Genomic DNA, 13733 nt, shown 5'->3' with positions numbered 1-13733 from the left:
GTTCAGACGTGTGCTCTTCCGATCTGGGTCTCCCGCATACCCCCCCACCTCTTTTTTTCACCATCCATGTAACCCCCCCTGCCTTGTGGGGGGGAGGTATCCGGTATACCCCCTCCCCCTTGAGGTCGGGATCCACCCCCCCGCTCTCATTTCGGGCAACATCGCGTACATATCTCTTCGTCGTTGAACGCATCCGGGGGGCTCGTGAAAACCTGTCCAATACTGCGTACTTTTTAAAAAATAGGAGGGGGGGTATCCTGTTGACCCCCCCCTCCCTGTTGGTTTAAATTGTTCCTGACCCCCCTGCATGGGGGGTAGGGGGGTCAGCCGGAGACCCCTGTCTGACGCTTCGTGGACCAATCAGGCAGATGTACCAAAACAGCCAGCGGGAAAACAAGAGGATTATTTCCCCTTCACGTACCGGCACTCCCCTGTTCTGCGCCAATATCTTTCAGCAGGTTCTCCGTGCGGGTGCGGAGGGCGCTATCTTCATTCCCGTCAGCAATAAATTCGCGGAGACCGCGGACCGCCCCGGTGCTCCGGATGGATGCAAGCGCCACCGCTGCCTGTTCGCGGATTGCTGCATGTTCATTGGGATCCCGTAACCGCGCCACCAGGTCATCGACCGGGCGTCCGCTCCTGAGCAGGCCAAGAGCGATCACAGAGGCCTGCCGGATCTCAGGGTCTGCATCCTTTAACAGGTCGGCCACGGGCCGGACTGCACGCGGGTCGCCGCTCTTCCCGAGAGCCGCGACAGCCCGCAGCCGGGTTTCATTATCCGCACCGGACTGCGCTGCAGAAACTAGATCATACACTTCCCCGCGGGGCTGGACAGGGTATCCCTGCCCCGGCCGTTCAAGACTCATATCCATATTATTCACCAATCACCAGCATATTCAGAGGACAATACCAGCTCATCTCAACCGAAAAACCGGTTCAGAAGATGAAAAACAGCCTCCGCTTACCATGAGCGGAGCGTGCCCGCGTTGCAGCAATCCTCTCTGGAAGGCTCTTGCGGTACATTACAGTATTATAATGCAACCCAGTTATAAATAATTATTCGATAAAAAACTCCTTTTTATGGGGAGATCTCCATAGCGGTAATTGTATAAACCCCATCAGACGTACTTCTGATAATGCGGCGAATCCTGGGTGTCGATGATGATCCGGCCCTGCTTGGGGAGTGCAAACGTTCCCTTGAGGAGACGGGTTTGTTCACCGTCGATACGACAACCTCTGCCGGCACAGCGCTCCAGATGCAAAAAAATGCACCATACGACATCATCATCAGCGATTACCCCCTGCCGGGGATAAACGGCACCCCGCTCGTAAAGGCACTCCGGGAACTGGGAGATACAACCCCGTTCATCATATTTACCGCTATGGGAAGCGAAGAGATCGTGATGGCGGCCCTCAGCCATGGCGCGGACGGGTATGCTAAGAAAGGAGGGGCACAAGGCGAGCAGTTCACCCGGCTTGCTGATACCATCCGGCAGGTCGTAGGAAAACGGGAGGCGGAAGGATTGGCAATACGCCAGGAGAACGAACTGCTTGCAGCCATTCTCCGCACGGTCCCGGCCGGTGTTGCGATCCTCACCGGGAAGAAGATCGCCCGGGCCAGCGAACGCCTCTGCGAAATGACCGGGTATACCCGGGAAGAACTGGAAATGACAGACATCCACACCCTCTGGCCGGATATCGATACCGTCCTTGCACCACCGCCAGGGGACCAAACCACGGTGATGAGCGGGGATTCCCTTCCGGTAGAAACACGATGGCAGAGAAAGGACGGCGCAGCCCTGCGGGTGCTGCTCAGTCACGGGTCTCTCGATCCCGCTTATCCGGAACGGGGCACTGTCATCTGTGTGTTTGATATAACGATGCACATGATGGCCGACGACGCCCTGCGCATGGCCAACAAGAAACTGAGCCTCCTTTCCAGTATCACCCGCCACGACATCCTGAACAAGATCTCGATCATCGACAGCAACATCATCTTTATCCAGAAGAGAAATCCCCCCAAAGAGATTGACTCGTTCCTCCTGAAGATAGGGACCACAACACGGGCCATCCAGACCCAGATCGAGTTCAGCCGGGTGTACCAGGACCTGGGGAGCACGGACTCACGCTGGCAGAAGATTGATTCCGTCCTGCCAAGATGGATGGTCCCGGAAGGGGTGCAATTCGAGACAACCTGCGGGGAGGTCGAGGTCTTTTCGGACCCGATGCTCCAGAAGGTCTTCTTCAACCTCTTTGACAACTCCCTCCGGCACGGGGGGCATGTCCGGCAGCTCAAGGTCACCTGCCGAGAGGAGGAGGGCGGCCTGAAGATCCTCTGGGAAGACGACGGGATTGGCATCCCCCTTGAAGAAAAGGAGCGGGTGTTCGAACGCGGTTATGGGAAAAATACCGGCCTTGGACTCTTCCTTGTCCGGGAGATCCTGGGGATCACCGGGATAACGATTGTTGAAACCGGCACCCCCGGGAAGGGAGCCATCTTCGAGATGAGCGTCCCCCGCGGGGTGTACCGGTATCCGGCCGGGAAAAAAGGGTAGAACCGGGGCAGGAGGCCCTTATGCAAGCGCCTTGATCTGCAAGACCAGTCCCCGGGCAAATTCGTCACCGGCAAAGATCCGGAGCGGCTCGTAGAGGTCGTCTGCCAGCACGGGAAGGGTTTCCTGCGTGATATGTTCCGGTGCGATCCCGAGTTTCTTGCACTTGATGCGGAGTGCGGACTGGGCCAGTGCATGGCCGATCTTCGGTTCGAGAATTCCCAGGATCCGGTCTGAATATGCTGTCATTGCTTTCCCTCCTCGAAAAGGTGCAGCAGTTTGTACCCGGCGCAGATGAAGCAGCCGGCCGATACAATGTACCCGATGGACTGGAACCACCGCAGGGAGTACTCTTTCGTGAACCCGAATTCGGTCCCGTCAGCATAGATCCGGAGCCAGCCGGCGACAAAGGTGAAGAACGAGAAGAGGATCAGGGTATCTAATAGGAGACGGATCTTCCCGGAATAATACTTGCGGGTGAGAGCGTAAAACGCCAGGGCCCCAAGGAAGAGGAGCGGGGCTGTGACTTTAAGGATAAAGACGAGCGGGCTCGTGTTGTAATCAAGAAGGTCGGCCATCTATTTCTCCTCCTTCAGCCCGAACGCCACGGCGATTTCGGAGAATTTCCGGTACACAAGCCAGGCAACGAAGATACTGATGAGCGCAAAGATGATGGCCCCGGTGCTCTCCATCCACTTGAACTGTACGAGGTAGTCACCCAGGAAACGAGCGCTGGCCCCGATACAGGCTGCGATACCGCCGCACATCAGCGCCCCGGCAATGATCTTCAGGTTGCCCCCGTATTTTCTCCATGCCCGGTAGAAGAACCACGTCCCAATGGCATACAAGACAATGACAAGAAACTTGAAGAGTGGATTGAGGATGCTTGCCTTGTAGGACAGTATCTCGATGACCATGCGGACTTCCCCTCTGCCTCGATTTCAGTCCTTGGATAAGAAAAAGGTATCGAATTTTCCAGAACTTCAAAAGGATACATTATTTGTGGTAAGGCTCGCCCCTGAGGATTCGGAATGCCCGGTAGATCTGCTCGATGAGGAGAAGGCGGGCCATCGGGTGGGTGAACGTCATGCGCGAGAGGGAGAGCCGGAGGTTGCTTCGCGAGATGACTGCCGGGGCAAGCCCGAGATCTCCCCCGATGATGAACGCGATCTGGTTGGTGCCGGTAAGCTCCCAGCGCGAGAGGGCTTCGGCAAGGGCCGTGCTCGACCAGTCCTCCCCGTTGACATCAAGCGCGACAACATACGAGCCATCAGGGATGGCAGAGAGGATCCGCTCCCCTTCCTTTGCCATCGCAGCCCGTTCCACCGGAGGGGTTGCGGATGCCGGGCGTTTCTCCTCGGGAATCTCCACGATCCGGACCTTCGCATAAGGGCGCAGGCGCTTCTCGTACTCAAGGATGCCATCCTGCAGGAACTTTTCTTTGATCCTGCCAACGGAGATAATAGTGATGTGCATGGTACCTGGTGACCCTCCCTGTTCAACGGTCAATACGGCAGGCTACAGGGAGGAGAAAAGAGACGGGGAAGTACGTTACTTATGAATTACCCTTGGCATCCTTCGTTTCCATCTTCTGGTGGGACAATACATCGAGGAGCACTTCTTTCATCATCGTTTTCATGAGCTCCCTTCCTTCCTCAGATGACATATAATCCTTGAACAGTTCCCTGAACTGTCCCATATCGTGGTGATTATCGACGAATGATAATAAAGCTTGCGTGATACAGTCCGAGACCGTGGAGAACTTCTTTTCCTCATACACGAGTTTATTGACTTTCTCGTAGATATTGGGGGGCATTTTGTAGGAGATCGCAACACGTTCCCCGCGGCTCGCCTGTACTTTTACAGCCATTCCCTAAAAAATAGGGTAAAATACTATAAATAGGCTGTTAAACGCCTGCGATAATTCATAAGTACTACAGAAACCAGCACCCGTATTTCCTAAATAATCCTTATGGAATACTATTTATAGCGCGGCAGTTAAAGGGGAATTATCGTGAGGTGACCATGATGAACGAGATTCTCCTGTTGCTTCTCCCGATTGTCGGGGTGTTTGCTATCGGCTGCAGCATCGCACTCCTTGCGCTCGGGAAGATGATTGACCGTTTCCCGACCGATGACGAGGAGAAACGCGAACGCAGTCTTGCAAGCCCCATCGAGTCCACGAAGATCGCGGTCCTCATCTTCTGGATCGTTTTCATTATCGGCATCTGGGCGCTCCTGCAGGAGACCCGCTTTGGGCTCATCCTCGGCATCACCGCGATCTTTGCGGTGTGTCTCTTCATGTTCACGGCGCTCGGCTTCTCGTTTGCAGTCCTTTCGACAATGCGGAGCCGGAGCAGGCGGATGGAAAAACCGGTCCTCCAGGTGGGGACTGCCGACGAGATTGTCACTATCTCAAAGCCCGCGTACGAGAAGCCCGCCATTGTCTCGCGGAAACGGCCGAACAACTTCCTTACCGGGATGATGCTCGACGTTATGAAAAAAGAGTGAGATTACCCGAAGATCTTTTTTGACTGCTCGAGGGCTTCGACCGCGGGCAGGACTTTGCCGGTCAAAAACTCGATGCAGGCCCCGCCACCGGTCGAGATGTGGGTGAAGTCCCCTTCAAGGCCCATCTTCTCGATGACCACAGCGGTATGCCCGCCCCCGACAACGGAGAAGTCCACCTTTGAGGCAGCCTTGATCATCTCGTAAGTACCGGTGGCAAAATCGGATTCCTCGAAGAGACCGGCCGGACCGTTCAGGACGACCGTGCCGGACTTCTTTAAGACTCCGATCATGTCGTGGATCGCGTCCATGCCGATATCGAGTACCGGGGCATTTTGTGGGATCTTCGTGACCGGGTATTCCTTACGGCAGTTGTTCTCGCGGACAGCAACGGTCTGGGGCATGATGACCCGGTCCTTGTATGTGGCAAGGATCGCCTTTGCCTTCTCGATCTCGGGCTGGTACTTGAGCTGGGCAATCAGCTGTGCGGAGGGTTTGCCGATATCGTACCCTGCCGCGATCAAAAAGACATTGGCAACAACACCGATGACGATGACCGTGTCCGCGATCCCCTTGTCGAGCACGTTTCTCGCTACATCGATCGAATCGTCCACCTTGGTCCCGCCGAGCACCATGCAGACCGGTTGCGGCGCACCCGAGAAGACTTTCGAGAGCGTGAAGACCTCCTTCTCCATGAGGAGGCCCCCGGCTGAACGCATTGCCAGCGGGAGGCCGACGACTGTCGGCTGGGACCGGTGGGCAGTGCCGAACGCATCGTTGACAAAAACATCCCCCAGCGTGGAGAGTTTTTTAACGAGATGGGTCTTCTTTGCCTCCTCGGGTTTCAGCGTCAGGTTCTCCTCGGCATTGAACCGGACGTTCTCCAGCATCACGATCTCGCCCGGTCTCATCCGGTGCACGGCCTCGCGGGCAGGGCGGCCGAAGATGCTGTCGACGTAGGTAACGGGCTTCCCGAGCAGCTGTTCCAGCTTCTCGGCATGGGCCTCGAGCGTGGTGAAGTCCTTCTTGCCGGGCCTGCTCTGGTGGGTGATGATAACGACCCTGCTCTTGTCCAGGGCACGGATGGTCGGGAGGTGCTCCCGGAACCGCTTGTCGTCTAAAATAAGGTTGGATGAGGGGTCGATGGGGGAGTTGAGGTCAAGCCGGAGGAGGACTGTTTTTCCCTCAGATCCCAGGTCCCTGATAGTTCCAATCGGCATCGATTATCCCCTTGGTACGGTTATGATGTACTGCGGGCCTTGATCTTCTTCATCCGGAAGAGTTCTTCCCTCTCCATCTCGTCAAGGCGCATCTTGATGAAGTCACGGGCACCGGTGAGTTCCGGGATGACCTTGAACTCAAGCGCGTTGACCCGGCGCTTGGTCTTCTCGATCTCGTCGAGCAGGCGTTTCATCGTGGTCTCGATTTCTGCACTGAGAATGATCGCTTCCACGAGCTCCTCGAATGCCGATGCGGTCTCATCGATGACCGTTGATGTGCCGAGCACACCATAGCCGCGGTCCGCGAGTGTTTTCCTCACTTTCGAGGACTCGATCTGCGGCACTACAACACCCATGATGTTCTTGCTCTTTAAGGCAATCTGCGGCACTTCCTTGACGGAGAATGCCGCAGACTTCACTCCGATGGCCCCCTCAACGGTGTTTGCGAGCGCCATCATCTCGACAGCGCGGGCATGCTTCTTGAGGAGATCCCCCTTGCAGTCCTTTGCATCTGCGAGTACCTTGAAAAATTCAAGGATCAGCCCGTCGCGCTTCATCTTAAGGATCTTGTAGCCGCGCTCAGAGAGCTGGATCTTCCTCTTCAGGTTGATGAGTTCCGAGCGGGTTGGCTTGATATCGCGCAGCGCCATGGCTGGTTACTCCTTCTTTGCACCGGCCTTGATCTTCGGGTGGTACTTGTTGATGAGGTCGCGGTCGATACGGGTGAGCTGCTCAACCGGCAGCGACGAGAGGAGCTCCCAGCCGAGGTTCAGCGTGTCCTCGATGGTGCGATCCTCGTCATAGCCCTGCCGGACAAAGCGGTTCTCGAAAAGATCCGCGAATTCGAGCAGGAGCCGGTCACGCTCGGAGAGCGCGTCTTTGCCGACGATAGCCACCAGGCCGCGGAGGTCGTTGCCTTCTGCGTACCCTGCGTACATCTGGTCGGAGACCTTCTTGTGGTCCTCACGGGTGTGGCCCGTGCCGATACCGAGGTTCATCAGACGTGACAGCGAAGGCAGCACGTTGATGGGCGGGTAGATGCCCTTGCGGTGCAGTTCACGGTTGACCACGATCTGGCCTTCGGTGATGTACCCGGTCAGGTCAGGGATCGGGTGGGTGATATCGTCACCGGGCATGGTCAGGATCGGGATCTGGGTAACGGAACCCTTCTGGCCCTTGATCATACCGGCACGCTCGTAGATGCAGGCAAGGTCCGTGTACATGTAACCGGGGTAACCACGCCGGCCCGGAACTTCTTCACGGGCTGCACCGATCTGGCGGAGCGCTTCACAGTAGTTGGTCATATCGGTCAGGATGACCAGCACGTGCATACCAAGCTCGAAGGCGAGGTATTCAGCGGTGGTCAGGGCGAGACGCGGGGTAATGATACGCTCGACAGCCGGGTCGTCCGCAAGGTTGAGGAAGACGACGGCACGTTCGAGTGCACCGGTGCGCTCGAAGTCCTGCATGAAGTAGTTCGCTTCTTCCTTGGTGATACCCATGGCAGCGAAGACTACCGCGAAACTTTCGGTCGAGCCGGGCACCTTTGCCTGCCGGGCGATCTGCAGCGCAACATTGTTGTGCGGGAGACCTGCTGATGAGAAGATCGGGAGTTTCTGGCCACGGACAAGGGTGTTCGTCCCGTCAATGGTCGAGATACCGGTCTGGATGAACTCCGCCGGCATGCCCCGGGCGTACGGGTTGATAGCCGCACCGTTGATGTCAAGGCGCTTCTCCGGAACAATCTCCGGGCCACCGTCAATGGGCTTACCGCCACCGGACAGGATACGGCCGAGCATCTCCTTGCCCACGGGCATCTTGATGGTCTCGCCCGTGAACCGGACACCGCTGTCGCGGCCGATACCGGTCGTGGTCTCAAAGATCTGGACAACGACAAGCTCGTCGCTCGTATCGAGCACCTGGCCGCGCTTGATCGTGCCGTCGGAAAGGACCACGTTCACGAGTTCCTGGTAGGCAACCGGCTCGGTCTTCTCAACGAAAACGAGGGGACCGGCAATCTTGTTGATCGTTCTGTATTCCTTCATGCTGCCGACCTCAGTGCATTGAATTCTGCATCCATCTGCTTCTCGATCTTCGCGAGCTCGGGCTTGTACTCCTTGATGAACTTGATCTGGGGCAGTTCACCCTTGCTCTTGACCGCATTGATCTGCGTCGGGCTGACGCCAGCAAGCTGGGCAGCATACGCGAGATCGGCGAACGTCTTGATCGCCTTCATCATGTCGTACTGTTTCTTCATGTCACAGAACGTGTCGACGGAATCATACGCGTTCTGCTGGAGGAAGATCTCACGGATCATGCGGGCTACTTCGATGGTGACCTGTTCTGACTCAGGCAGTGCGTCGGAACCGACGAGCTGCACGATCTCCTGGAGTTCTGCTTCCTTCTGGAGGACTTCCATGGCCCAGGACCGGATCTTGTTCCAGTCAGGGGAGACTTCCTTGTCATAGTAGTCGTGCAGGGCATCGAGGTAGAGCGAGTAGGAGTTCAGCCAGTTGATGGCCGGGAAGTGCCGGCGCTGGGAGAGCTTCGCGTCCAGTGCCCAGAAAACCTTGACGATACGCAGGGTGTTCTGGGTGACCGGCTCGGAGAAGTCGCCACCAGGAGGTGATACTGCACCGATAACTGAGACCGACCCGGATGCTCCGTTCAGGGTCTCGACAAGGCCGGCACGCTCGTAGAACTCCGAGAGACGGGCTGCGAGGTATGCCGGGTAGCCTTCTTCACCGGGCATCTCCTCGAGACGGCTGGAGATCTCACGCATGGCTTCTGCCCAGCGGGAGGTCGAGTCTGCCATCAGGGAAACGTCGTAACCCATGTCACGGAAGTATTCCGCAATGGTGATACCGGTGTAAACCGAGGCTTCACGGGCAGCCACCGGCATGTTGGAGGTGTTTGCAATGAGCACCGTCCGCTCCATGAGGGGCTTTCCGGACTTCGGGTCTTCGAGGTGAGGGAATTCGCTTAAGACTTCCGTCATTTCGTTGCCGCGTTCACCGCAACCGATGTAGACCACGATCTCGGCATCCGACCACTTGGCCAGCTGCTGCTGGGTAACGGTCTTGCCGCTCCCAAACGGGCCGGGAATTGCAGCGGTACCGCCCTTTGCAATCGGGAAGAGACCATCGAGGATACGCTGACCGGTGATCAGCGGGATCGTCGGGTTCTTCTTCTCCTTCACGGGACGGGGCACACGGACCGGCCAGCGCTGGATCATCGGGAATTCACGGCCGTCGTCGAGAACACAGATAGTCTCGTCGATGGTGAAGTCCCCGCTCTTGATGGTCTTGACAACGCCCGGCTTAGCGTTCGGGGGCAACATGACCTTGTGGACAATGTTGGTCTCCTGAACTTCGCCGAGGGTTGCACCCGGTTCGACTTTGTCGCCGGATTTCACGAGCGGCTTGAAGGTCCATTTCTTCGTGTGGGAGAGACCGGGAGCCGTGACACCGCGCTCGATGAAGTTGCCCATCTTGTCCACGAGGATCGGCAGCGGGCGCTGGATACCGTCGTAGATACTGGTCAGCAGGCCAGGCCCGAGTTCAACTGCAAGGGAAAGACCGGTGTTCGAGACCGGTTCGCCGGGCCTGATACCCGTGGTATCTTCGTACACCTGGATGATGACGAATTCGCCCTGGATCTTGATGACTTCTCCCATCAGCGCTTCTTTGCCGACCTTCACCACATCATACATGTGGGCGTCAAGGTTGACTGCCGTAACGACAGGGCCGGCGATCCTTTTCAGGACCCCTTGTTTTCCGTTTGCTTGTTTTCCTTTTACTTCCACAGATCAACACCCACCGATCTCTTGATTCTCTCCCGCATGGAGAGCCCGCCTTCCTCTTCGCCGCCGATCGCAATCACGGTCGGCTTCACGGAATTCTCAAGCGTTGCACGGAGTCTCCGCGGGATCTTGTCCATGTCGCCTGAGTTGAGGACAAGGATACCAACCTCGCTGTCCTGCAGTACCGTGGTGATGTGCTCATTGAGCTTCTCATCGTTTTCCGCCGCATAGGTCTTACGGATGCCTGCAAGGCGGAACCCGAGGATGAACTCGCTGTTGCCGATTACTGCAATCTCCATGTTACATCACCAGGTATTCCGCGATCTTCTCGGACGGCAGTCTCGATTCCTTGCCCCGGGCAAGCGCCCGCAGGTTGAAGACCTCGTACTTCTTCTTCTCGAGATATACGAGGATCGGGTGGATCGAGAACGGATTTCTCTTGCTCATCTTCTCCATCTGCTCGAGCTGGACACGGGTCAGCCGGACCTCGATGTCGGAGATGCTGCCTTTCTGGCCCTTCAGCTCGTCGAGCAGTGCATGGAGCGATTCGTTCCGGAAATTCACCTTGAGCTGGTCGATGAACTCGTTTAAGTCACGGATGGAATCCAGGCTGGTGAAGTCGGTTACCGAGAGCGTGCCGCCGGCGACAAACATGTCCCGGACATCCTCATCGGTCTGTGCATCCACACGGAGCCGGAAGAGGGTCTTGGCATTCTTGATATCGATCTCCAGCTGGATGTAGGACAGGAACGCTGATGCGCCCTTGATCCCCGACTTTGCATCGGCAAGGATCTCGGCATAAAACTGCTTGTACAGCTCGTTTTCCATATGGGAGAACGAACCGGACTCTTTTGCTGCCGGGAACTCCCGGGCAAGCACCGGGAACATCCGGTGTCCTTTCAGCAGCTCGATAATCCTATCGTTGCTCTCTTCGGAGAGGAGTCTGTCCAGCACAACCTTGTCCAGGCTGCCGGCGGGGATTAAGATCTCCTTGATCTTGCCGGGTTTCTCGCCCTGCACCTTGCCCCGGAGGATGGTTAAGACATTCTGGATGTCCCACCGCCTGAGGTAGGCATGGGTGAAGCCCTTGAGGGTGCCCGGGGCAATCTCCTGGATCTTCTGGTATTCCTTGGCGAGGTTCCAGCTCAGGGCGACTTCCACAAGGTCGATGCCTTTGAACGCTGTCCCCAGCTCGTCGATCTCCTGTTTGTATTCGGTTTCCTCGATGACGCGGGTGATCTCGGCAACGCTCATGTTGAGCATCCGCATGTACTCCTCACGAGGGAGGAGCTTTGCCTTCCGCACCCGCATCCTGGTGCACACATAGATGTACGGTGCTGAAATATTCACACCCATACGCGTGCCTCCTTACCCGAACAGGATATCCGACGCATCCTTCAACCCGGATTCCCACACGCCCGATAAGAACGTGCGGTAGCTGTAATCAATCTGCAACTCCGCCCCTTCGCCTTCGACCAGGATGCCGCCGTCGATGTTGACGGGCTCGCCAACCCTGAACCCGGTAAACTCCGGGTTCTCGGCGATGACCGCTTTTAAGGCAGCCACATCCCGGGCATTGCAGGAGACCGTCCCTTTCTGGATCTCCTTCTTTGCGCCGGCAAGGAGTTTCTTGATTGCTTCGCGATGGAAGCTCTCAGGGAGGGCTGCGATATCCTTCAGCACGGCTTCGTACGCCTGGTCCAGGAGCGCTTTCTGCGTGTTTAAGAGCTCGCGCTTGACAAGGAGGTTCGCTGCGGATACCTCCTGGCTCAGGATATGAGCTGCCTGCTTTGCGGACTCATCTTCTGCAGCAAGCTTGATCTCGCCGGCCTTCTTGTTGGCCGCAGCGAGGATCGCGTCAACGTCCTGTTTCGACTCAAGCTGTATCTTCTCTGCCTCGGACCTGCCTTTTTCCCTGATCTCTTCGACTACTGCTTCCAGTCCCATTGTTCTCTCCCTTAGAAGAGCAGAAGGAGACCGACGACGAGACCGAAGATGACGATTGTTTCAGGGATAACGGTGAAGAGAAGGCCCAGACCGAAGAAGTCCTTGTTCTCTGCAATGGCGCCGACTGCTGCGGCACCGATGCCCATCTCGGCGACACCGGTACCAACACCGGTAAGACCGACGGCGAGTCCTGCGCCGATTGCCTTCATTCCCATCTGCGATGCCTGGATCGATGCGAGATCTGTGGTTGCTACTGCTATTGCTTCAACTGCCATAATTTATTCCTCCGTAAATCTGCGTTTCATTCCGAATGGAACGTACCTGATGCCTCCACCTTTGTAGAACTTGGTGAAGAATTCGACATAATGCAAACGAATTGAGTGGAGACCCCCACCCAAAAGACCCAGTGCGACATTGAGCGTGTGGCCGAACAGGAAGATAACCAGTCCGACAACGATCATCACAATACCGACAATGGATAGTTCTTTCATACCGGGACTGATGAACATCCCGATTGCCATATAGTTGACGACCATTGCGATCGCGACCGATGAGAGGCCGACCGCAACGAGACGTGCATAGGATAAAACATGGGAAATGATCGTGGGTAACTCGATTACTTCAAGAACCGAGTCCCGGGCGATGCAGATAACACCGATAAGGATGAGTGCCGCCCCGACGAATGTGCCAAGGGTAAACCCTGCTGCAACAACCGGCAGCCCGGTGAGATCGGGCATATACGGCATTACAACATTGGACCAGATGGCGACAAGGATACCCCACATGACAGCAAGCCAGCCGAAGTTGGCCATGACCGTCTTGGTGCGGTGTTCCCCGTGGTCCTGTTTTGCATGATTATACATACCGAGTACACGGCCCAGCGTGATGTGCAGGATACCAATCCAGATGGCCATGATCATCAGTGCGGGAATTGCAGGCCCGTGGCCTCCGGCTTCCGTTGCTCCGATGAGCAGGTGCCGGCTGGGCATGATGAACCCGGCATACCCGTGAATCAGGTTCGGGACTCCGCCAAACCCGAGAATCCAGCCAACGACCTGCGTGAGCTCGAAGCCGAGGAACTCGTTGAAGAGCAGACCAAAGATGATGCTGGAGATGCTGGCATTCCTGAGCACCTTCAAAAACATCTGTCCGTCTGCACCTTTCATCATCCGCTGCAGGCCAAGGCACATTGCCAGGAAAATCAGGCCGTACCCGACATCCCCGACGATAATACCAAAAAAGAGCGGGAACACGATGGCGAGCATCAGTGTCGGATCAATCTCGGTATACTTGGGCCGCGAATAGACGTCCATGAGCATCTGCGCCGGCTGGGCGAACTTCGGGTTGTTGTACTCAACGGGAACGTTGTCGTGCTCCGGATCCATGGGCAGGACATCGACAAACACTTTGCCGCCGGTTGCTTTAACGAGTGCTGCGCTGATCTCCTCCACTTTATCGGAGGGGACCCAGCCTTCTGCAACAAAGGTCTGTTTCGTGGTGGCAAACCGGAGCGGTGCCTCGGACTGTTCGGCCTCTGCCTTCAGATATTCCTCGCAGGCAACCATGAACCCGGCATGCTGCTGCCGTACCGCGTCGAGTTTTGCTAAAAGCCCGGCAATCTCCTTGTTCAGGGCTGCCACCTGTTCGGCATAAAACCTGATGCGTTCCTGCGGGGAACCGGTCTCGTTTGGGACCTGGACTGAC

17 protein-coding genes are annotated in these 13733 nt (G+C 56.6%); 2 read left to right on the top strand and 15 right to left on the bottom strand.

The annotated features are described in order from the left end of the window. Nucleotides 1-413: 413 nt before the first annotated feature. Entirely contained in the window at nucleotides 414-866 is a 453-nt protein-coding gene (locus PHF39_RS12980) for a HEAT repeat domain-containing protein (protein ID WP_300224777.1), read from the bottom strand. Nucleotides 867-1136: 270 nt separating this feature from the next. Between PHF39_RS12980 and PHF39_RS12975 the strand changes: the two genes are divergently transcribed. Then, nucleotides 1137-2555, top strand: coding sequence for a response regulator (locus PHF39_RS12975; protein WP_300224775.1), 1419 nt, complete (start codon nucleotides 1137-1139; stop codon nucleotides 2553-2555). Between the two features lie 18 nt (nucleotides 2556-2573). Here PHF39_RS12975 and PHF39_RS12970 read toward each other — a convergent pair whose 3' ends face one another. From PHF39_RS12970 to PHF39_RS12950, 5 genes are all read right to left on the bottom strand, one after another. Then, nucleotides 2574-2801 carry a hypothetical protein gene (locus PHF39_RS12970; RefSeq protein ID WP_300224773.1) on the bottom strand — a complete coding sequence of 76 codons (228 nt, stop codon included), beginning with the start codon at nucleotides 2799-2801 and terminating at the stop codon, nucleotides 2574-2576. Then, entirely contained in the window at nucleotides 2798-3130 is a 333-nt protein-coding gene (locus tag PHF39_RS12965) for a hypothetical protein (RefSeq protein WP_300224771.1), read from the bottom strand. Before PHF39_RS12965 ends, PHF39_RS12970 begins: the two co-directional genes overlap by 4 nt. After that, a complete protein-coding gene (locus PHF39_RS12960; RefSeq protein WP_300224769.1) occupies nucleotides 3131-3469 on the bottom strand; it encodes a hypothetical protein in 339 nt (112 codons plus the stop codon). 79 nt (nucleotides 3470-3548) lie between these two features. After that, on the bottom strand, nucleotides 3549-4028 hold the full coding sequence (rlmH, locus tag PHF39_RS12955; protein WP_300224767.1) for a 23S rRNA (pseudouridine(1915)-N(3))-methyltransferase RlmH: 480 nt from the start codon (nucleotides 4026-4028) through the stop codon (nucleotides 3549-3551). Nucleotides 4029-4107: 79 nt separating this feature from the next. Beyond that, on the bottom strand, nucleotides 4108-4422 hold the full coding sequence (locus PHF39_RS12950) for a hypothetical protein (RefSeq protein WP_300224765.1): 315 nt from the start codon (nucleotides 4420-4422) through the stop codon (nucleotides 4108-4110). 155 nt (nucleotides 4423-4577) lie between these two features. Between PHF39_RS12950 and PHF39_RS12945 the strand changes: the two genes are divergently transcribed. Further along, the gene (locus PHF39_RS12945) at nucleotides 4578-5063 is read left to right on the top strand and encodes a hypothetical protein (RefSeq protein ID WP_300224763.1); all 486 of its coding nucleotides are present in this window, start codon (nucleotides 4578-4580) and stop codon (nucleotides 5061-5063) included. Between the two features lie 2 nt (nucleotides 5064-5065). On the opposite strand, the gene PHF39_RS12940 is transcribed toward PHF39_RS12945, so the two are convergent. The 9 genes from PHF39_RS12940 to PHF39_RS12900 all read right to left on the bottom strand — a co-directional run. Beyond that, nucleotides 5066-6280, bottom strand: coding sequence for a phosphoglycerate kinase (locus PHF39_RS12940; protein WP_300224761.1), 1215 nt, complete (start codon nucleotides 6278-6280; stop codon nucleotides 5066-5068). 20 nt (nucleotides 6281-6300) lie between these two features. Then, complete coding sequence (locus PHF39_RS12935) at nucleotides 6301-6930, bottom strand: V-type ATP synthase subunit D (protein ID WP_300224759.1); 630 nt, start codon at nucleotides 6928-6930, stop codon at nucleotides 6301-6303. A 6-nt stretch (nucleotides 6931-6936) separates the two neighbouring features. Next, nucleotides 6937-8325 (bottom strand): ATP synthase subunit B, encoded by a 1389-nt coding sequence (locus tag PHF39_RS12930; protein ID WP_300224757.1) that lies wholly within the window; start codon nucleotides 8323-8325, stop codon nucleotides 6937-6939. Continuing rightward, a complete protein-coding gene (locus PHF39_RS12925; protein WP_300224755.1) occupies nucleotides 8322-10085 on the bottom strand; it encodes a V-type ATP synthase subunit A in 1764 nt (587 codons plus the stop codon). The genes PHF39_RS12930 and PHF39_RS12925 overlap by 4 nt, the downstream gene beginning before the upstream one ends. Then, nucleotides 10076-10381 (bottom strand): V-type ATP synthase subunit F, encoded by a 306-nt coding sequence (locus tag PHF39_RS12920; RefSeq protein WP_015284355.1) that lies wholly within the window; start codon nucleotides 10379-10381, stop codon nucleotides 10076-10078. Before PHF39_RS12920 ends, PHF39_RS12925 begins: the two co-directional genes overlap by 10 nt. Before the next feature lies 1 nt (nucleotide 10382). Next, entirely contained in the window at nucleotides 10383-11438 is a 1056-nt protein-coding gene (locus PHF39_RS12915; protein WP_300224753.1) for a V-type ATP synthase subunit C, read from the bottom strand. Nucleotides 11439-11450: 12 nt separating this feature from the next. After that, nucleotides 11451-12029 carry a V-type ATP synthase subunit E family protein gene (locus tag PHF39_RS12910; RefSeq protein ID WP_300224751.1) on the bottom strand — a complete coding sequence of 193 codons (579 nt, stop codon included), beginning with the start codon at nucleotides 12027-12029 and terminating at the stop codon, nucleotides 11451-11453. 11 nt (nucleotides 12030-12040) lie between these two features. Further along, on the bottom strand, nucleotides 12041-12304 hold the full coding sequence (locus tag PHF39_RS12905) for an ATPase (RefSeq protein ID WP_299965626.1): 264 nt from the start codon (nucleotides 12302-12304) through the stop codon (nucleotides 12041-12043). A gap of 3 nt (nucleotides 12305-12307) precedes the next feature. Beyond that, nucleotides 12308-13733: V-type ATP synthase subunit I (locus PHF39_RS12900; protein WP_300224750.1), on the bottom strand; the 1426-nt coding region annotated here is incomplete at its 5' end.

The organism is Methanoregula sp. (assembly GCF_028712425.1).
Taxonomy (GTDB): Archaea; Halobacteriota; Methanomicrobia; order Methanomicrobiales; family Methanospirillaceae; genus Methanoregula.
This window is presented reverse-complemented; position numbering and strand designations above follow the sequence as displayed.